This is a genomic window from Alsobacter sp. (assembly GCF_059501845.1).
In genome coordinates this window covers 44,315-63,464 of the sequence record NZ_JCACDK010000012.1, presented here as the reverse complement: position 1 = coordinate 63,464, position 19,150 = coordinate 44,315, and the positions used below count along the sequence as shown (strand labels likewise).

Annotated in this window: 15 protein-coding genes; 1 reads left to right on the top strand and 14 read right to left on the bottom strand. The window is 67.5% G+C overall.

The features are described from left to right. Positions 1-3: 3 nt before the first annotated feature. From AC5JCN_RS10635 to AC5JCN_RS10585, 11 genes are all read right to left on the bottom strand, one after another. Complete coding sequence (locus tag AC5JCN_RS10635; RefSeq protein ID WP_495755024.1) at positions 4-774, bottom strand: 3-ketoacyl-ACP reductase; 771 nt, start codon at positions 772-774, stop codon at positions 4-6. Positions 775-781: 7 nt separating this feature from the next. Beyond that, complete coding sequence (locus AC5JCN_RS10630; protein ID WP_495755023.1) at positions 782-1,894, bottom strand: ABC transporter ATP-binding protein; 1,113 nt, start codon at positions 1,892-1,894, stop codon at positions 782-784. 5 nt (positions 1,895-1,899) lie between these two features. Then, the gene (locus AC5JCN_RS10625) at positions 1,900-2,787 is read right to left on the bottom strand and encodes a carbohydrate ABC transporter permease (protein ID WP_495755022.1); all 888 of its coding nucleotides are present in this window, start codon (positions 2,785-2,787) and stop codon (positions 1,900-1,902) included. Continuing rightward, positions 2,784-3,704: a carbohydrate ABC transporter permease gene (locus AC5JCN_RS10620; protein ID WP_495755021.1), complete on the bottom strand. Its 921-nt coding sequence runs from the start codon at positions 3,702-3,704 to the stop codon at positions 2,784-2,786. Before AC5JCN_RS10620 ends, AC5JCN_RS10625 begins: the two co-directional genes overlap by 4 nt. A gap of 83 nt (positions 3,705-3,787) precedes the next feature. Then, positions 3,788-5,002: an ABC transporter substrate-binding protein gene (locus tag AC5JCN_RS10615; protein ID WP_495755039.1), complete on the bottom strand. Its 1,215-nt coding sequence runs from the start codon at positions 5,000-5,002 to the stop codon at positions 3,788-3,790. A gap of 145 nt (positions 5,003-5,147) precedes the next feature. Next, entirely contained in the window at positions 5,148-5,924 is a 777-nt protein-coding gene (locus AC5JCN_RS10610) for an enoyl-CoA hydratase/isomerase family protein (protein ID WP_495755020.1), read from the bottom strand. Beyond that, positions 5,921-7,510 carry an acyl CoA:acetate/3-ketoacid CoA transferase gene (locus AC5JCN_RS10605; protein WP_495755019.1) on the bottom strand — a complete coding sequence of 530 codons (1,590 nt, stop codon included), beginning with the start codon at positions 7,508-7,510 and terminating at the stop codon, positions 5,921-5,923. The genes AC5JCN_RS10610 and AC5JCN_RS10605 overlap by 4 nt, the downstream gene beginning before the upstream one ends. Positions 7,511-7,522: 12 nt before the next feature. Beyond that, entirely contained in the window at positions 7,523-8,524 is a 1,002-nt protein-coding gene (locus tag AC5JCN_RS10600) for a Gfo/Idh/MocA family protein (protein WP_495755018.1), read from the bottom strand. Continuing rightward, a complete protein-coding gene (locus AC5JCN_RS10595) occupies positions 8,521-9,579 on the bottom strand; it encodes a LacI family DNA-binding transcriptional regulator (RefSeq protein WP_495755017.1) in 1,059 nt (352 codons plus the stop codon). The genes AC5JCN_RS10600 and AC5JCN_RS10595 overlap by 4 nt, the downstream gene beginning before the upstream one ends. Before the next feature lie 225 nt (positions 9,580-9,804). Continuing rightward, entirely contained in the window at positions 9,805-12,978 is a 3,174-nt protein-coding gene (locus AC5JCN_RS10590; RefSeq protein WP_495755016.1) for an efflux RND transporter permease subunit, read from the bottom strand. 23 nt (positions 12,979-13,001) lie between these two features. Next, complete coding sequence (locus AC5JCN_RS10585; protein WP_495755015.1) at positions 13,002-14,183, bottom strand: efflux RND transporter periplasmic adaptor subunit; 1,182 nt, start codon at positions 14,181-14,183, stop codon at positions 13,002-13,004. Between the two features lie 194 nt (positions 14,184-14,377). Here AC5JCN_RS10585 and AC5JCN_RS10580 point away from each other — a divergent pair, with 194 nt between their 5' ends. Then, positions 14,378-15,409, top strand: coding sequence for a succinylglutamate desuccinylase/aspartoacylase family protein (locus tag AC5JCN_RS10580; protein WP_495755014.1), 1,032 nt, complete (start codon positions 14,378-14,380; stop codon positions 15,407-15,409). A gap of 83 nt (positions 15,410-15,492) precedes the next feature. On the opposite strand, the gene AC5JCN_RS10575 is transcribed toward AC5JCN_RS10580, so the two are convergent. From AC5JCN_RS10575 to AC5JCN_RS10565, 3 genes are read right to left on the bottom strand one after another with little or no spacing between them, the layout of a single operon-like run. Beyond that, the gene (locus AC5JCN_RS10575) at positions 15,493-16,989 is read right to left on the bottom strand and encodes an FGGY-family carbohydrate kinase (protein WP_495755013.1); all 1,497 of its coding nucleotides are present in this window, start codon (positions 16,987-16,989) and stop codon (positions 15,493-15,495) included. Continuing rightward, positions 16,986-18,116, bottom strand: coding sequence for a M42 family metallopeptidase (locus AC5JCN_RS10570; RefSeq protein ID WP_495755012.1), 1,131 nt, complete (start codon positions 18,114-18,116; stop codon positions 16,986-16,988). The genes AC5JCN_RS10575 and AC5JCN_RS10570 overlap by 4 nt, the downstream gene beginning before the upstream one ends. Before the next feature lie 10 nt (positions 18,117-18,126). Beyond that, on the bottom strand, positions 18,127-18,942 hold the full coding sequence (locus tag AC5JCN_RS10565) for a BtpA/SgcQ family protein (protein WP_495755011.1): 816 nt from the start codon (positions 18,940-18,942) through the stop codon (positions 18,127-18,129). Between the last annotated feature and the right edge of the window lie 208 nt (positions 18,943-19,150).

Sequence of the window (19,150 nt, the reverse complement as noted above, 5' to 3'; positions counted from 1 at the left end):
CTTTCAGAGCCGCGGGATCGCGAGCCCTCCGTCGACATTGATGACGCTGCCCGTGGCAAAGCCGAGCCGGCCGGAGGCCAGTGCCGCGACCATCTCCGCCACGTCGTCCGGTTCCCCCCAGCGTCGGGCGGGGACGAGGCCGTCGGCGATGCGCCGGTCATAGGCGGGCGCGACGGCCGAGGTCATGGGCGTGCGGATGATGCCGGGGCGGACTTCGAAGACCGCGATGCCCTCCTCGGCAAGCCGGGCCGCGAGCCCCTTCACGGCCATGGACAGTCCGGCCTTGGAAATGCAGTAGCCGAGGCGCTCGGGCGTCACCATCTCGGCCGAGACGGAGGTGATGGTGACGATGGCCCGGGGATGGCCGGTCTCGCCGCCCCTCACCATCTCCCGTGCGCAGGCCAGGGACAGGAACAGCGTTCCGCGCAGGTTCACGTCCATCACGGTATCGAACTGCGCCGGCGAGAGCTCGAGCGGATCGTCCCGGACGGGCTGCCCGATGCCGGCGTTGTTCACGAGAACGTCGAGACGGCCGAAGCTCTCGACGATCAGCCGCGCCGTGTGCCGGTGTGCCTCGGCCTCGCCAAGGTCGAAGGGCATCGCCTCGACCCTGACACCGTGCCCGGCCGCCTCGGCCAGCACGGACAATGCCTCCTCGTCGCCGGTCGACAGCAGCGGCAGGGCGAGGTCGAACCCGTCGCGGGCGAGCGCGACAGCAATGGCGCGGCCGATGCCCCGGCCCGCGCCGGTGACGACGGCGACAGGGCGGGACATCGTTTCCTCAGAGGCGGCGGCCGGTGCCGGGGTCGAACAGCACGGCCTTGTCGAGGTTGAATGCGAAGGGCATGCGCGTGCCGGCCCGCACGTCGGCGTCGGCCCGCATGCGCGCCGTCACCTCTTTGCCGCCGATATGGGTGACGACGAAGGTGTCCGAGCCCGCGGGCTCGACGACCTCCACATGCGCCTCGACGATCTCGACCGCGCTGGAGTTGCGGTCCGCGCCGTCGCGGTCGGTGATCGCCTCGGGACGGATGCCGAGGATCACCTTGCGGCTTTCGCCGAGCGATTGCGCCGCCACGCTGGACGGCACCGGCAGACGGATGTCGCCCTCCCCCGAGCGTGCCAGCGACAGGACGGAGCGGCCATCGTGGCTCGCCACGGTCGCCTCGATGAGGTTCATCGCGGGCGAGCCCATGAAGTCGGCGACGAAGAGGTTGGAGGGACGGTTGTAGATCTCGGCGGGCGTGCCGACCTGCTGCAGCTCGCCATCCTTCAGCACGGCGATTTTGGTGGCGAGCGTCATCGCCTCGATCTGGTCGTGCGTGACGTAGACGATGGTGGTGGCGGTCTGCTGGTGCAGCCGCTTGATCTCGGTGCGCATGTCGACGCGCAGCTTGGCGTCGAGGTTCGACAGCGGCTCGTCGAACAGGAAGATCCTGGGATCGCGCACCAGAGCGCGACCCATGGCGACGCGCTGGCGCTGGCCACCGGAGAGCTGGCTCGGCTTTCGGTCGAGCAGATGCCCGATCTGCAGCGTCTTCGACACGCCGGCGATGGCCTTGTCCCGCTCGGCTTTCGGAACGCCGCGCATCTCCAGCGCGAAGCCGATGTTCTGCCCGACGGTCATGTTGGGGTAGAGCGCATAGCTCTGGAACACCATGGCGATGTCCCGCTTGGACGGGTGCAGGTCGTTGATCGCCTGCCCTTCGACGCGGATCTCGCCTTCGGTGATCGTTTCCAGCCCCGCGATCGTGTTGAGCAGCGTGGACTTGCCGCAGCCCGACGGGCCGACGAGGACGAGGAAGCCGCCCTTCTCGAGCTCGATGTTGATGCCCTTGAGGATCTCGACGGCGCCGAAGCGCTTCTTCAGGCCGATCATTTCCAGGAAGGCCATGGCCCTTATCCTTTCACGGCGCCCGCCATCAGGCCGCGCACGAAGTAGCGGCCCGCGACGATGTAGACAAAGAGGGTGGGAAGAGCCGCGATCATCGCCGCGGCCATGTGAATATTGTATTCCTTCACGCCCGTCGAGGACGAGACGAGGTTGTTCAGCGCCACCGTCATCGGCGCGGACTCGCCGTAGGCGAAAGTCGCGCCGAAGAGGAAGTCGTTCCAGATGTTGGTGAACTGGTAGATCACCGTCACCACGATGATCGGCCCCGAGGAAGGCAGGAGAATCCTGCGGAAGATCTGGAAGAAGCTCGCGCCGTCGATCTGCGCGGCTTTGATCAGCTCGGTCGGGAAGGCCTCGTAGTAGTTGCGGAAGAACAGCGTCGTGAAGCCGAGCCCGTAGACGACGTGGCAGAGTACGAGGCCGGCCGTCGAGTTCGACAGGCCGAACTGGCCGAGGATCGCCGCCATCGGGATCAGCACCGTCTGGAACGGGATGAAGCAGGCAAACAGCATCATCCCGAAGACGAGCTTGTGGCCGGGAAAGCGCCACTTCGTCAGCACATATCCGTTGAGCGCTCCGAGAAAGGTGGAGATCGCCACCGCCGGAACCACCATCTTGATGGAGTTCCAGAAGTAGCCCTTGATCCCCTCGCACACCTGCCCGATGCAGGTCTGGCCCCAGGCCTGGATCCACGGCTCTACCGTCGGGCTCTGCGGCATGGCCAGCATGTTGCCGTCGCGGATTTCGTCCAGCGTCTTGAACGACGTGACGAGCATCACGAAGAGCGGCATCAGGTAGAAGACCGCGAAGATCAGCAGCAGCCCGTAGATAACGATCTTCGGCGTCCAGGACGAGCCGGCGGGCCCGGCCGAGGGTGCGTGTGCGGCGCTCATCGGCCCTTCTCCCGCAGTTCGGAGTAAAGGTAGGGGATGATGATCGCGCAGATCGTCATCAGCATGATCACCGCGCTCGCCGAGCCGACGGCCATCTGCTTGCGGGTGAAGGTGTAGGAATACATGAAGGTCGACGGCAGCTCGGTGGCGTTGCCCGGGCCGCCGCCCGTCAGCGCGATGACGAGGTCGTAGGACTTGATCGCCATGTGCGCGAGGACGATGACGGCCGACAGGAAGATCGGCCGCAGCAGCGGGATGATGATGCGGCGGTAGGTGGCGAAGGTGCTGGCCCCGTCGATCTGGGCGGCCTTCAGGATCTCGCCGTCGATGCCGCGCAACCCGGCGAGGAACATCGCCATGACGAAGCCGGAGGCCTGCCAGACGCCGGCGATGACGATGGTGTAGATCGCCATGTCGGTCGAGATCAGCCAGTCGAACTTGAAGCTCGTCCAGCCCCAGACATGCATCGTCTTCTCGAGGCCCAGCCCGGGGTTGAGGAACCACTTCCAGGCCGTGCCGGTGACGATGAAGGACAGCGCCATCGGGTAGAGGTAGATCGGCCGCAGCACGCCCTCGCCGCGGATCTTCTGGTCCAGCAGGATCGCCAGCAGCAGGCCGAGTGCCGTGCAGATGCCGATGTAGAGGACGCCGAAGATGGCGAGGTTCTGCAGCGCCACCCACCAGCTGGGTTGCGCCCAGAGGCGGCTGTACGCGTCGAAGCCGGTGATCTGCATGACCGGCATGAACTTCGACGGGGTGAGCGACAGGTACATCGTCCACAGAATGAAGCCGTAGACGAACAGCAGGATCATTGCGAAGGACGGCGCGAGAACGAGGCGCGGAACCCAGTCCTGCATCCGGCTTCGCAGCCCGCCAGTGTCGCGCGCGACGACGGGGTCGATGGTGGTGACCGTCATGGCTGTGCGTCCTCCTCCCGTCTCACGTCCTCGGTGGAAGCGGGCGCCCGGAGGCGCCCGCTCCTGATCGTGGCCTCAGGGCCTCACTTGGCCGCGGCGACGGCCTTCGGCAGCTCGGCGACGGCCTGGTCGGTCGTCAGCTGGCCGTTGAAGTGCTTGGTCACGACGTCGTAGACCGCGTTCTTGACGGCGGCCGGGGCGGCGTGGCCGTGGGCCATGGAGCCCAGCAGCGTGCCACCCTTGTTGGCTTCCGCAAGGTCCTTGATGGCCTTCTTTCCGCAATCGTCAAAAGCCGTATCCGGAACGTCGGTGCGCGCCGGGGCAGAGCCCTTGATGACGTTGAAGGCCGACTGGAACGCCGGCGACTCGATGGCCGTGGCCAGCGTCGCCTGGGCGCCCTGGCGGTCGGCGCCGACCTTGAACATCGCGAACTGGTCCGCGTTGAAGGTCACGATGCCCTGCGTGCCGGGGAAGCGGAAGCAGACGAAGTCCGTTCCGGGCTTCTTGCCGGCGGCGATGAACTCGCCCTTGGCCCAGTCGCCCATGATCTGGAAGGCGGCGTCGCCCTTGATCACCATGGCCGAAGCGAGGTTCCAGTCGCGGCCCGAGAAGTTCGGGTCGAGGTAGGTGCGCAGCTTGGCCATCCGCTCGAAGGCCTGCTTCATCTGCGGGCCACTGAGCGCCGCCGGGTCGAGCTCGATCATCGACTTCTTGTAGAAGTCGGCGCCGCCGACCGAGAGGATGATCGAGTCGAAGATCGTGGCGTCCTGCCAGGCCTGCCCGCCATGGGCGAGCGGAATCACGCCGGCCGCCTTGGCCTTGTCGAGGGCCGCGACGAACTCGTCCCAGTTGGCCGGCTGCTTGACGCCGATCTTGTCGAGGACGGCCTTGTTGCCCCACACCCAGTTGGTCGAGTGCACGTTGACCGGGGCGGCGACCCACTCGCCCTTGTACTTGGAGAAGCGCTGCAGCGCCTCCGGGATGGTCTTGTCCCAGCCTTCCTTCGTCGCGACGTCGTTCAGGTTGGCGAGCACGCCCTGCTCGGCCCAATCCTGGATGTCGAAGCCCAGCATCTGCGAGGCGGTCGGCGGGTTCTTGGCGGTGATGCGCGCCTGCAGGACCGTCATGGCCTGCGAGCCGCCTCCGCCGGCGATCGGTGCGTCCTTCCAGGTCACGCCCTGGGCCTCGACGGCCTTGCGCAGCACGGCCAGGCCGGCCGCCTCGCCGCCGGACGTCCACCAGTGCACGACCTCGACTTCCTTGGTCTGGGCGTGGGCGCCGAGGCCGAGGCTGGCCATCGCCACGAAGGCGGCGCCGGCGAGAAGATGTTTCGCGAGTTTCATCAGTGTCCTCCCAAACGGACATGCGTTGCCGGATACGCTCCGGCTGCGGTTCTCCCCCTCCCCTCCGGGCAGGTGGGTGAAATGATCAGAGCGCGTGCGCTCATGCGTTGGTGAAGCGCGGGGGGCGCTTCTCCCGGAAGCTTGCGACGCCTTCGGCCCCATCCTGGGTGAAGGCAGCCAGTGCGCCGGCCAGTGCCTCGAAGGTGGCGGAGACGTCCTCCTCCCCTTCGGCCGCATTGACGAGCTGCTTGGTGATGGAGACGGCCACCGGACCGCGGCCGGCGATGGCGAGCGCGAGCTCACGTGCGCGGGCCAGCGCCTCGCCCTGCCCGACCAGCTCGTCGACAAGTCCCAGGGCGAGGGCCCTTTCGGCTTGCACGAGCTCGCCGGTGAAGGCGAGGCGACGGACGGTCGCGGCGCCGAAGCGGCGCACCAGACGCTGCGTCCCCGACCAGCCCGGCACCATGGCGATGCCGGTCTCCGGCATGCCGAGCCTGGCCTGCGGCTCGGCGATCCTGAGGTCGGCGGTGCCGGCAAGCTCCAGCCCGCCGCCGAGCGCGTGACCCGAGAGGGCAGCGATCAGCGGAACGCGCAGGCGCGCCAGGCTGTCGAAGACGCGGTGGCCGGTCCGCACCCAGCTCCGCCACATCTCCAGCGGCGGCAGCCCGCCCCAGTCGGCAATGTCGCCGCCCGCGCAGAAAGCCCTGCCCTCGCCGGTGATGATGGCGGCGCGGACGTCGATATCGGCGTCGATCCGCTGGGCGTACTCGCCGAGTGCCGCGATCATCGCGGCATCCAGCGCGTTCAGCTTCTCGGGCCGGGCCAGCGTGATGGTGGCGACCGGCCCGTCGATGGCGAGGTGTAAGGCGTCGCTCATGCACGTCCCCCGAGATCGAGGCCGATGGGCTCGGGGCGGAACAGCGCCGCGTCCATGCGCCGGGGCGGGGCGGGGACAAGAAGCGGGAAGTCGGCCTGGCCGAGCACGTCACGCTCGAGGTCGACGCCCGGCGCGATCTCGGTCACGGCAACGCCGTCGCGGGTCAGCTTCAGCACGCATCGCTCGGTGACGTAGGTGATGTCCTGCCCCTGCTCGACCGCGCGCCTGCCGGAGAACGAGACGTGCTCCACGGCCGGCACCAGCTTGCGCACCTTGCCCTCGCGCCGGATGGCGAGCGCACCGCCCTCGACGGCAAGGTCTGCACCCGCCGAGAAGAAGCCGGAGAACACGATCTTCCTCGCCCGGGCCGTGATGTCGACAAAGCCGCCTGCGCCCGCCGTCACATGCGGGCGGACGCCCAGTTTGGAGACGTTGACGCAGCCGTCTTTGTCGATCTGCAGGAAGGACAGCAGCGAGGCGTCGAAGCCGCCTCCCTGAAAATAGGTGAACTGGTAGGGCGAGGGCACGATGCACTCGGCATTCGCTGCGCAGCCGAACTGGAAGTCGAGCAGCGGCACGCCGCCCACGGCGCCCTGCTCGATGACCCAGGTCACGTCCCCGTGCCGGCCTTCCTCGATGAGGATACGCGGCACGTTCGCCGAAATGCCGAAGCCGATGTTGACGGCGTCGCCCCGGCGCAGTTCCTGTGCCACCCGCCGCGCAATGACCTTCTGGATGCCGAAGTCCGGGACCTCGAAGGAGGAGAGCGGACGAAAGATCTCGCCGGAGATCGCCGGATCGTAGACGGTCTGCGTCGTCTGCATCTGGTCGGGCGCGACGACGATGACGTCGACGAGCACGCCCGGCACGAGCACGTGCTGCGGCTTCAGTGAGCCGGACTCGGCGAGGCGCTTCACCTGCGCGATGACGATGCCGCCATTGTTGCGGACCGCCAGCGCCTGGTCGAGCGGGCCGAGATAGCCGCCCTCATGTTCGTAGGAGAGGTTGCCGCGCTCGTCGGCCGTGGTGGCTCGGATGATGGCCACGTCGGGCACGATGGAGGGGAAGAACAGCCACTCGTCGCCGGCGAACGTGACGCGGCTGACGATCGGGTCCGCCGCCGCCTTCGCGTTCATCGCGCAGCCTTCGCGGGAGGGGTCCGCGAAGGTGTCCATGCCGACCTTCGTCAGCACGCCCGGCCGCTTGGCGGCCGCCTCCCGGTGCATGTCGAACAGGATGCCGGAGGGGACGTTGTAGGCCGGGATGGCATCGCCCGTGATCATCTTCCAGATGGCGGGCGGCTCGGACGACGACGGACCGGACGGGTAGGAGCCGGCCAGCACGCGGGAGAGCAGGCCTTCACGGGCGATGTGGTCGATGCCCTTCACGCCCCACATGTCCCCGGCCGCGATGGGGTGCAGCGTGGTCAGCCCGCGCGGATGCCCCTCGCCTTCGAAGCGGCGGCCAATGGCGGCGAGCACCGCGTCGGGGCACCCGAGCCCTGACGAGGAGGACACCGTCACCACGGCGCCGTCCGGGATGAGCGCGGCGGCCTGGTCGGAGGTGAGGACGCGGGGAAAGGCCATGGCGTGTCTCGGTCAGATCCCGGGTTCGACAGTCTTCGCGGTGCCGGACTTGGCCGCTTCGAGCGTTGCCGCGGCAAAGGCCAGCGATCGAACGCCGTCCTCGCCGCTTGCCGCGGGCTGCCCCTCGCCGCGGATCGCCGCGTGAAAGGCGGCGAGCGCGCGCTCGTAGAGGTTCGTCCGGTCTACGGGCAGCATTTCCTCGCCCTTTGCCGTCCGCAGCAGGACGTCGCCGATCGGCTTCTGCGTCATGCAGTTGGTGCCGATGAGGGACCCTTCCGTCCCGTGAACCTCGAAGCCGGTGCCCGCGAACGCGGTCGTGAAGGCATCGTGGAACTGGGCGATCAGGCCGGAGCGGAAGCGGGCGATGCCCATGACGCCGTCCTCGATCCCCTCCCCGCCCATTCCGCCCTGCTGGACCATGGCCGAGACCTCGGCGGGCTCGTCGCCGAGCACGAAGCGCAGCGTGTCGGCGTCGTGGACAGTGATGTCCATGACCACCCCCGCCCCTGCGCCGGGTGTCGTGATGCGCCAGCCCTGCAGGTGCTCGGGCAGGTACACGGCGTGAAACACGCGGCAAAACAGCGGCTTGCCGATCCTGCCCGCGGCAATGGCGTCGCGCATCGCCCGGTGCGTCCCGGCATTGCGAAGATGATGGTTGGTGCCCATCACCACGCCCGACGACCGGCAGGTCTCGACCATGGCGCGGGCGCCGGAGATGGTGAGATCGAGGGGTTTCTCGCACAGCACATGCTTGCCGTCGCCGGCGGCGGCGAAGGTCTGGTCCCGGTGCAACTCGTTCGTCGTCGAGACGTAGACCGCGTCTATACCGGACCCGAGCAGCGCGGCGATCGAAACGGCGGCGTTCGGAATGCCGTTGGCCTGCGCGTAGGCCGCACCCCGGGAAGGATCGGCACTGTAGACGGAGACGACCTCGCCCCCGGTGGCCCGGATGGCGCCGATCACCCATTCGCGGGCAATGGTGCTGGCCCCGATCAGTCCCCAGCGAATAGTCATGCGGTCCTCCTGACGTCAGCGCGGGGAGCCCCGCAGCTTTCGCGCACCACGAGCCGGCTCTTTCCGAAGAAGGAGAGGCCGGCGGGATCGGCGCCGCCGATCAGTCCCAGCAGGCTCTCGGCGGCGCGGGCGCCCATAATGCGGGTGTCGGCGTTCACGGTGGTGAGCGGCGGGGCATTGTGCTCGGCCTCGGCGATATCGTCGAAGCCGACCACCGCGACGTCCTGCCCGGGACGCACGCCGCGGGTCGAGAAGGCCCGTGCGGCACCCATCGCCACGATGTCATTGTAGCAGAGCACCGCCGTGGGCGGTTGCGACATTGCCAGCGCCCGCTCGACCGCCTCCCGCCCACCTTCCCGGGTCGGCATCGTTTCGAAGGTCAGCCCGGGGTCGGCCGCGATACCAACTTCGCGCAGCGCCTCGCGATAGCCCTCCAGCCGTTCCTGCTGGGTGGTCATGCTGGAATAGCCGCCGAAGAAGGCGATGCGACGATGGCCGAGCCGTACAAGATGCGAGACGGCTTCCTTCGCGCCGGCCGTGTTGTCGGGTCCGACATAGGGGAGCGGGCTGCCGATGACCCGGCGCATGGTGATCACCGTCGGGATCGACCGTGCCGGCAGGTTCGCGAGGCTCCAGGCATCCGTTCCACGGGCGGGGCTCATGATGATGCCGGCGACGCCGTGCTCACGCAGCGAGTGCAGCACCTGCTTCTGGCGCTCGAGATCCTCGTTCGTGTTGGCGAGAATGGGGATGAAGCCGAGCTTGTAGAGCGCGTCCTCGATGCCGACCGCGAGTTCGGCGAAGAACGGGTTGGTGAGGTCGCTGATCACCATTCCAACGAAGCTGGATGACGCGGTGCGGAGATTGGCGGCGCCCCGGTTGTAGACATAGCCGAGCTTGTCCATCGCCCGCTCGACCCGCTCCCGCGTCTCCAGGCGCACCAGGGACGAGCCTTTGAGAACCAGCGAAACGGTCGACTTCGACACGCCGGCGGCGCGCGCGATGTCGACGATCGTGGTGGGCCGGGCGGTGCCGGTCCTCGGGCTCTGAGCCAAGCCGTTTCTCTCCCTGCACGCCTTTCGTAGAAGGCGGCTGCAATTTGGAACGTTCCGAGCCCTTTTCCGATCAAGTTCCTGCTTTACCGCAAGTGACTGATAGGATGAGCTTATTAGAACGTAAGCGACCAGGGCTTTCGTTTGGAACGTTCTAATTCCTGAGATCAATGCATCGATCGGCGGCGGTGGTCAAGCCCCCATGATGCAATCTGATGCACAAGCGGCCTACTCGCCCGGTTGTGGCGCTGGCGCGCGCACCGGCTTGCTGCTGCCGAACCGGATCACCAGGGCGCGCAGTGCCACGTAGAAGACCGGGGTGAGGAACAGGCCGAACACCGTCACGCCGATCATTCCGAAGAAGACCGCCGTGCCCAGCGCCTGCCGCATCTCTGAGCCCGGTCCCGTGGCGATCACGAGAGGAAGAACGCCGAGAATGAAGGCGAAGGCCGTCATCAGGATCGGGCGCAGGCGCAGCCGGCAGGCTTTCACGACCGCATCGACCGGGTTCAGCCCCTCCCGGATCTCGGCCTCACGGGCAAACTCCACGATCAGGATCGCGTTCTTGGCGGCGAGCCCGACCAGCACGATCAGGCCGATCTGGGTGAGGATGTTGTTGTCCATCCCCCTCAGGCTCACCCCTATCAGGGCCGAGAGAACGGCCATTGGCACGATGAGAATGATCGCGAGCGGCAACGACCAGCTCTCGTACTGCGCGGCGAGGACGAGGAAGACGAGCAGCACCGCGAGAGCGAAGATGAAGATCGCGGTGTTCCCGGTCTGCTTCTGCTGGTAGGCGAGCTCGGTCCACTGGAACCCGACGCCCGGCGGCATCGACTCGCGGGCGATCTGTTCCATCGTGTCCAGCGCAGTCCCGGATGACACTCCGGGCGCCGCGTTGCCCTGCAAGGGCACGGACGGGAACATGTTGTAGCGCTGGATCAGGTCCGGCCCGCTGACCTGCCGGATCTCGACGAGGGTTCCAAGCGGCACGAGCGCCCCGGTGTTGGAGCGGACCTTCAGGCGGGTGATGTCCTCCTGCTCGATGCGGAAGCGCTGGTCGGCCTGTGCCCGCACCTGATAGACGCGCCCGAAGGCGTTGAAATCGTTGACGTAGGCCTGGCCTAGATTGACCTGCAGGGTCTCGAAGATGGCGGGGATCGAGACGTTCAGCATCCTCGCCTTGGTGCGGTCGATCTCCAGGTAGACCTGTGGCGAACTGGCTGTAAAGGTCGTGAAGACGCCGACGAGGTTGGGGTTCTGCCGGGCCTTGCCCATCATGTCGTAAGCGACCGCGAGCACACGCCGGACGTCGGACGAGTTGCGCTCCTGCAGCTGCATCTTGAAGCCGCCGGCATTGCCGATGCCGGGCACTGGCGGGGGCGGAACGGCGATGATGAACGCCTCCTCGATGGCCTGCATGCGCCCGAAGAGGTCGCCGATGATCTTGTTGGCGGGCAGCCCGTCCTTCGTCCGCTCCTCGAACGGCTTGAAGCGCGCGAAGATGGCCGCGGCGTTCGAGGCATTGGTGAAGGTGGCGCCCGAGAAGCCGGCGAATGCAACCGCATCCTGCACGCCCGGTGTCTTCAGCATGATCTCCGTGGCGCGCTTGACCACGTCGTCGGTGCGCTGGAGCGAGGCGCCGTCGGGCAGCTGCACGACGACGATCGCGTAGCCGCGGTCGAGGACGGGAATGAAGCCCTGCGGCACCTTCTGCAGCATCCACACCGTCCCCGCGAGCAGGCCGGCATAGATGGGCAGCATGATCACCTTGCGCCGGACGATGACACCGACCGACTTGGCATAGCCGTGCGCGCCACGGTCGAACGCCGTGTTGAAGCCGTTCGCGAACGCCGATCCGAGCCGCGATATGGGATTGCGCGGTGGTTGCGTCGAATGGGGCTTCAGCAGGAGGGCCGCAAGCGCCGGCGAGAGCGTCAGCGAGTTGAAGGCGGAGATCGCCGTCGAGACTGCGATCGTCAGCGCGAACTGACGGTAGAACTGGCCGGAAATGCCGGGGATGAACGCGGTGGGGATGAACACGGCGCAGAGCACCAGCGCGATGGCGATCAGCGCGGTGCCGACCTCGTCCATCGTCTCGTGGGCCGCATCCCGCGGGGTCATGCCCTCCGCGATGTTTCGCTCGACGTTCTCGACAACGACAATCGCATCGTCCACGACGATGCCGATAGCGAGCACCATGCCGAACAGCGTCAGCGTGTTCAGCGAGAAGCCCAGCACCGACATCGCCGCCACGCTGCCGATCAGCGATACGGGAATGGCGACGATCGGGATGATCGCCGTGCGCCAGCTTTGCAGGAAGACGATCACGACCAGGACGACGAGGAGGACCGCCTCGAACAGCGTCTTGTAGACCTCGTGCACGCTCTCGGCGATGAACTCGGTCGGGTTGTAGACGATCTGGTAGTCGAGCCCCGCTGGAAAGTCCTTCTTCAGCTCGTTCATCGTGCGGATGATCTCGTCCGCGGACGCGAGTGCATTGGTACCCGGCCGCTGGAAGATGCCCATCGCGACGGCCGGCTTGCCGTTCAGGTAGGAGTTCGTGACGTAGTCCTGCGCCCCGAGTTCGACGCGTGCCACGTCCTGGAGGCGGACGATCTGGCCGTCCGCGGCGTTCTTGACGATGACTTCTCGGAACTGGCGCGGCTCGTCGAAGCGGCCCTGAGTGGTGACGACGAACTGGAAGGCGTTGTCGGCCTCGTTCGGAGGCGTTCCCAGCGCTCCGCCCGACACCTGGACGTTCTGCTCCTGGATGGAGCGCACGACGTCGCCGGCCGTCAGGCCGAATGTCGAGAGCTTGTCGGGATCAAGCCAGACGCGCAGCGAGTATTGCCGTTCGCCGAACAGTGTGAGGTCGCCGACGCCGTCGAGGCGCAAGAGGACGTCGCGGATATTATTGCGGGCGTAGTTGGAAACGTAGAGCTGGTCGTAGGTGTCGTCCGGCGACAGCATGTGCACGACCATCATCAGGTCGGGCGAGGCCTTGCGGGTGGTGACGCCGAGGCGGCGCACCTCCTCGGGCAGGCGCGGCTCGGCGACAGCCACGCGATTTTGCACGAGCACCTGTGCCGTATCGAGGTTGGTGCCCAGCTTGAAGGTGATGGTGAGCGCCATCGACCCGTCGGAGGTCGAGTAGGAGGACATGTAGAGCATGCCCTCGACGCCGTTGATCTCCTGTTCGAGCGGTGTGGCGACGGTGGCGGCGACCGTCTCGGCGTTGGCGCCGGGATACGACGCGCGCACCACGATGTTGGGAGGCGCGATCTCCGGATACTCGGTGACCGGCAGGTTCACATAGGCGACGCCGCCCACGATCAGAAGGAGAATCGACAGGACCGACGCAAAGATGGGCCGGTCTACGAAGAAATGAGCGAACTTCATCGACTGTGCTCCGCGGAGGCCGGTCAGGCGCCGTTGCGCTCGCGCACGGGCGGCAGGGTGACGAGGTTGGGCGTCACCTTGGTGCCCGGGCGAACGCGCACGATGCCGTTGACGACGACGCTCTCGTCGCCCTTCAGCCCGTCGCGGATCACGCGGTAGCCGTCGATCTTGGGACCCGGCCGGACGACGCGCGGCTGCGCCACGCCGTCGTCGCCGACGACGTAGACGATGCGCCTGTCCTGATCGCTGCCGATCGCCTCGTCGGGGATGAGCACGCCCTTGTAGGGGGCCGAGCCGGAGATGCGGATGCGGCCAAACATTCCGGGGGTCAGGAACATGTTGGGGTTCGGCACCATCGCCCGCGCCCTGAGCGTGCCTGTCTGCGCGTCGAGCCGGTTGTCGAGGAAGTCGAGCTTGCCCTGGCGGGTCGGGTCCCGCTCGCCCGTGATCGAGATGAGCACGTCCGTGCCCAGCGCCTCGCTCGGGCCTTGCGGGCCGGAGACCTTTTGGTAGGCGACGAAAGAGCGCTCGTCGATGTCGAAGTAGAACTGGATGGGGTCGAGGGAAACGATGCTCGTCAGCAGAGTCTGGTTGGCGTTGACGAGGTTGCCGGGCGACACGAGCCGGCGGGAGATCCGCCCCGGCAGCGGTGCCTTGATCTGCGTGAACTCCAGGTCGAGCCTGGCGCTCTCGAGAGCGGCCTTGTTGCCCGCCAGTTCCGCCTGGGCGGAGATGAAATTCTGCCGGCGTTGGTCGAGGACCTGGTCGGCGATGTTGCCGCTCTTACGCAGGTTCTCGGCGCGCTCGAGGTCGTTCTGCGCAAACTCGAAGCGCGACTGCGAAACCTCGACCTGGCTCTTGGCGCGGTCATAGGCAGCCTGGTAGGGGCGCGGGTCGATGGTGAACAGCAGGTCGCCCTGCTTCACGATCGCGCCATCCTGGAAGTGCACGGTGTCGAGATACCCTGTCACGCGGGATCGGATCTCGACGCTGTCCACCGCCTCGAATCGTCCGGTGAACTCGTCGTTCTCCGTAATGTCCTTGACCACCGGCTTTGCGACCGTGACGGGCGGCGGCGGTGGAGCTGCTGCCTGCGCCATGGCGTCCGTCGATCCGGCGCCCAAAAACCCCGCTAACCCTGCTGCCAATCCGACGAGAACCGCTCCGACGAGCGTCGGAATTCGACCGGGGGCGCGGGCTGCCATGCGGGATCTCCCTCTGCAAACAATGTGGGTCGCACGCTGATGTGCAACTTCTGCGACACGTGCAGGTGTGCCTTACCGTCCGAGGTGACAGGTTTCGCGCCTCTGTCGCACCCCCGGTTGACAGGTCGGCGCGCAAAACTCACCACGAGCGCCACGATGCCCGGACTTGCCGGGCCCGGCAAGGGGAGGCGCCGATGGGCCGCAGGATCGCACCCGATCGAACAGGAACCGCATTCTGCACGATAGACCTCGACGCGCCTGGGAAGCGCGCGGGCTTGATCATGATCCCGCACTCGCCTCACGACGATGCGTGGGGTGCCACACCTGTCCCGGTTGCGGTCATCGCAAACGGGAGCGGCCCGACGGTTGTGATCGAGGGCGGCAACCACGGGGACGAGTACGAAGGGCCGATCGTCATCCACGATCTCTACCGGGACCTCGATGCCGGCACCGTGCAGGGGCGGCTGATCCTGATGCCGGCCAACAACGTGCATGCGGTGATGCAGGGGCAGCGCACCTCGCCGGTGGACGGGCTGAACTTCAACCGTACCTTCCCCGGCGAGCCGCTGGGCACGATCACCCAGCAGATCAGCGCCTATCTGTCGGACCACATCTTTCCCAGGGCCGACGCCTTCCTCGACCTCCATTCGGGTGGTTCGTCACTGGTGATGACGCCGAGCGCCATCGTCGAGCCCACCACGGATCCCGAACTCCACCGCCGCAACGTCGCCGCGGTCCGGGCCTTCGACGCGCCGGTCAGCGTCGTGATCGCAAACATGGGTGACCCCCGGACGGCCACGGCCGCGGCCTGCCGGGCCGGGCTCGTGACCGTCGGCACCGAGATGGCGGGCGGCGGCACGGTCACCCCGGAGGCACTGGAGACCTGCAGGCGGGGCGTGCGCAACGTGCTCGCCCATCTCGGTGTGCTGCCTCCAGAAGCCGCATCGCCGGCGCGGCACGAAGGTCCGCTCTACGAGCTGCCGGGCGCGGCTGCCTACGTCTTCGCAACGATGGACGGCATCTTCGAGCCGTTTCATCCGCTCGGCCGCCCGGTGAGCGCCGGGGAGGCAGCAGGCCGCATCCACTGCACCTGGGATTTCTCCCGCCCTCCGGAGACACTGCACTACCAGTCCGACGGAATCCTCTACGGCCGGCGCCAGCCCGGGCGGGTCAAGCCCGGGAATTGCTGTCTCGTCGTGGCGCGGGAGGTTCAGGGGATTGTCTAGGCTCCACCCTCGGGAAGGCGGCCCCCTCACCTGCTGACGAGCCCGGAGCTTCCCGGGCACACAGGCACGTCAGGCGAAAACGACTACTTCGCAGTGAGATGCATCAGGTCCTTCGTCCGGGGATAGAGAGCCTTGAAGATCTCGAACTGACGGCGGTAGACCGCCTCCGTGGCAGGATCCGGCTCGAACCGGGTAGCCACAGGGTTCCAGGCCTCGATATCGTCCGGCTTCGCGTCACCGACGGCGAGAGCGGCCAGGAACGCGTCGCCGTACGACGCCCCGACCGTCTTCTCGCGAACGATCTGGGTTCGGCGGGCGACGTCGGACGTCGCCTGTGCCCAGACCCGGTTCTTCGTGCCGCCCCCGACCGCCTGAATGGCGGCAGGCTCCTGCCCGGCATCGGCATAGGTCTCGACGATGTGGGCCGTGCCGCAGGCGATGCCCTCGAACAGGGCCCGGTAGAGGTCGCCGCGCGTGTGGGTGAGGTCCAGCCCGAAGATCATTCCACGCGCGTGGGGATCGTGGATCGGCGTGCGCTCGCCGGAGAAGTACGGCAGGACAACGAGGCCCTTGGCGCCGGGCGGCGACTGCTCGGCTTCCGCCGCGAGGGCGGGAAAAGCGGTGGCGGGGTCGAGATCGCGGGCGAACTGGTCGCGAAACCAGTGGCTCAGCGTGCCACTCGTCGAGAGACCCGACATGGCGGCGTGCTGCCCCGGGAAGAGCCAGGGCGAGTACCAAAGCCGGGCGTCCCGCACGGCGTTCGCGGTGATCATGATGATGAAGATGGTCGAGCCGTACATGACCATCATGTCGCCGGTGTTCCGGACGCCGACGCTCAATGCCTCCGCGGCTGCGTCGACGGTTCCGGCGATCACCGGCGTACCCGCCGCCAGCCCCGTCTCCGCGGCTGCCTCGGCTGTCACGACTCCGACCACGTCCGTCGTCCAGGCAAGGTCCGGCAGCCGCTCGGGCTCTATGATCCCTGGAGCCAGCGCATCGGTCCAACCCTGCGCGGCTATGTCGTAAAGTGGCGTCGAACTGCACGCCGTGTAGTGGTCGATGACGAAGCGGCCCGTCAGCCTGTGCACGAGGAACGACGTCGAGGTGAGCACGCGCGCCGTCCTGGCGAACAACTCCGGCCGGTTGCGCCTCAGCCACAGGATCTTGGGCCCGACCGACTGAGTGGTCAGCGCGTTCCCGCATCGCTGCACGAGTGTGTCCTCACCGATGGCGGCGGTGAGCTCCTCGATTTCGCTGTCGGCCCGGCCGTCGACCCCATATAGCACGGCGTTCATCAACGGCTGGCCGTCGGCGTCGACGGGCAGCATGCAGGGCCCGATTGCGCTCGTTCCCACGCTCCGGATGGACGACGGGGCGACGCCGCTGTCGGCCAGCAGCTTGCGCGTGATGAAGACGAGGTCGTCCCACCAGTCCTCCTTCGCGCGGTGCTCGGCGCGGCCCGGCTCGGGGACGATCATCTTGTGGGGTTTCGACGCGCTCGCGACGATGCGGCCGCCCTCCTCCACAAGGACGCCCTTGGACTCGAAGGTCCCGATGTCGATACCGAGATAGTGCTTCATTGTTCGAAATCGTCCCGGTCGAGGCTGAACGTCCTGTCGATCCGGCACACGGCGGCGGCGACGAGGCGGGTCAGTGCGGCGAGATCGCCGAGGTCGCAGACCTCGAGCGACGAATGGGTGTAGCGGCAGGGAAAGCCGACATCGATGACGGCGACGCCCTCGCCCACGAGCTGGACGTAGGATGTCTCGGTCAGAGCGCCGACATGGGCCGAGCGTTGCAGAGGGATCCGCTCCGCCTCCGCCGTCCATTCGAACAGGCCCACGAGGGCCGGATGCGGCAAGGCGCCGTTCAGCGTTCCACGGCCATGGAAGCTGTAGAGCGAGATGGCCGGGCCGCCGCCCAGGCGCACCTCCCCCCTCCCGCGCATGTCAGGCGTGTCGGAAGCGAGCACGAGGTCGAGCTGGATGCAGATGTCGGGCTGGAGGGCCTGGGCGGCCGTGACGGCGCCGCGCAGGTTGAACTCCTCCTGGACGGAGAAGACGAGGTGCACCGTCGGCCGCTCCGGCGAGGCGCCGATCATCGCCGCTGCCTCGATCAGCACGGCGCAGGCCGCGCGGTCGTCGACGGATGTCCCGGCGATCCTGCCGCCCGCAAGCCGCAGCACGCCGGGCGCGTAGACCACGGGGGTGCCGATGATCACGCCTGCCCGGCGGGCAGCCTCCGCGTCGTGGAAGCCCGCGTCGATGTAGAGCTCCTGGTACGGGACGACGCGGTATTTCTCCTCCGGCGAGGTCGCATGGTGGCTCTTGTTGGCGATGACGCCGGGCACGTCCCTGCCCTCGCCCACCGAGAAGATCACGGCCTGCGACGCGAGCGCACGCTCGGGCACGCCGCCTAAGCGCTCCACGCGCACGAAGCCGTCTGGCTCCACCCGGCGCACGATAAAGCCGAGCTGGTCCATGTGCGCGATCAGCATCACCGACGGCGCGGAAGGGTCGCCCGGGATCGTGGCGATGAGGTTGCCCAGCCGGTCGGTCCTCGCCTGCAGGCCGATGTCCCCGAGATGGGCAGCAATGGCCCGGCGCACACGGCCTTCATGCCCGCTCAGGCCGGGAATGAGCATCAGCTCCGCGGTCAGCGTCGAGAGACGTTCGGTCAGGTCGGTCGGAATGCTCGCCCCCGGCATGTCCGCCTCGTCAGCCGCGCGCCGCACGGGCGCGCCGCATGAACTCTGCGGCCCGCTTGGGATCGACGGGGTTCCAGGTGTTGCCGTCGATCTTGAGCGACGATCCGACGATGACGCCGTCGGCGACGGCCAGGACGTCGGCGACTGTCTCGTGCTTGACGCCGGTATTGGCGAGCACGGGCGTGTGGGGAAGGACGCGCTTCACCGCCTCGAGGTCGGACATCGCGGCAGCCTCGCCGGTGATGGTGCCGGAGACGAGGATGGCATCCGGCACCGACGAAAACACCGCACTGCGGGCCCGGTCCGGCAAGGAGCGCCCGTCCAGCGAATGCGCGAACTCGGCGGATACGTTGTAGAGCAGCGCGAGGTCGTTTCGGCCGAGTCGCGAGCGGTAGCGCAGCGCCGCGCCGGCGTCGGGGTTCCAGGGCCCCATGTCGGACGCATACGTGCCCGTGAAGATCTCACGCACGAAGGAGGCGCCCGTCGCCGCGGCGAGCGCGATGGTGCTCGACGGGTCCCACAGCACGTTCACGCCGAAGGGCACGGTGATCTCCGGCCGCAGGCGGCCGATGACGTAGGCCATCGTCGCGGTGGACGCGACATCGACCTTGAACTCGTACGGCCGGTCGTTTTCGTTGCCGAACATCACGGCATCGAATCCCGCGGCCTGCAGGGCGTGCAGGTCGCGGCGGCATCCCTCGACAAGCCCGTCCAGCCCTGCAGGCGCTTCGTGCAGGGGCGAACCCGGAAGCGCGCCGAAATGCACCATGGCGATGACCGGCTTCACCTCTCCGAACACCCGGCCAAAATTCCCCGCAAACGCCATCGACGCACGTCCTCCCCTAATTTCGCCTCTGACGGGCATTTTCACGACGCTGCGCCCGAGGTCCGGAGCGCTTGCACCCCACAAGGGCGCATTCCATACTCAGCCGCAGCCTGGTCCCTCATGAGTTTGCACGCTTCTGGTGACGTTGGAAGAGCGGTAACAGCGGGTCAGGCCAGTCCAGGCCTTCCGCGCGCCGGACGTTCCGCCA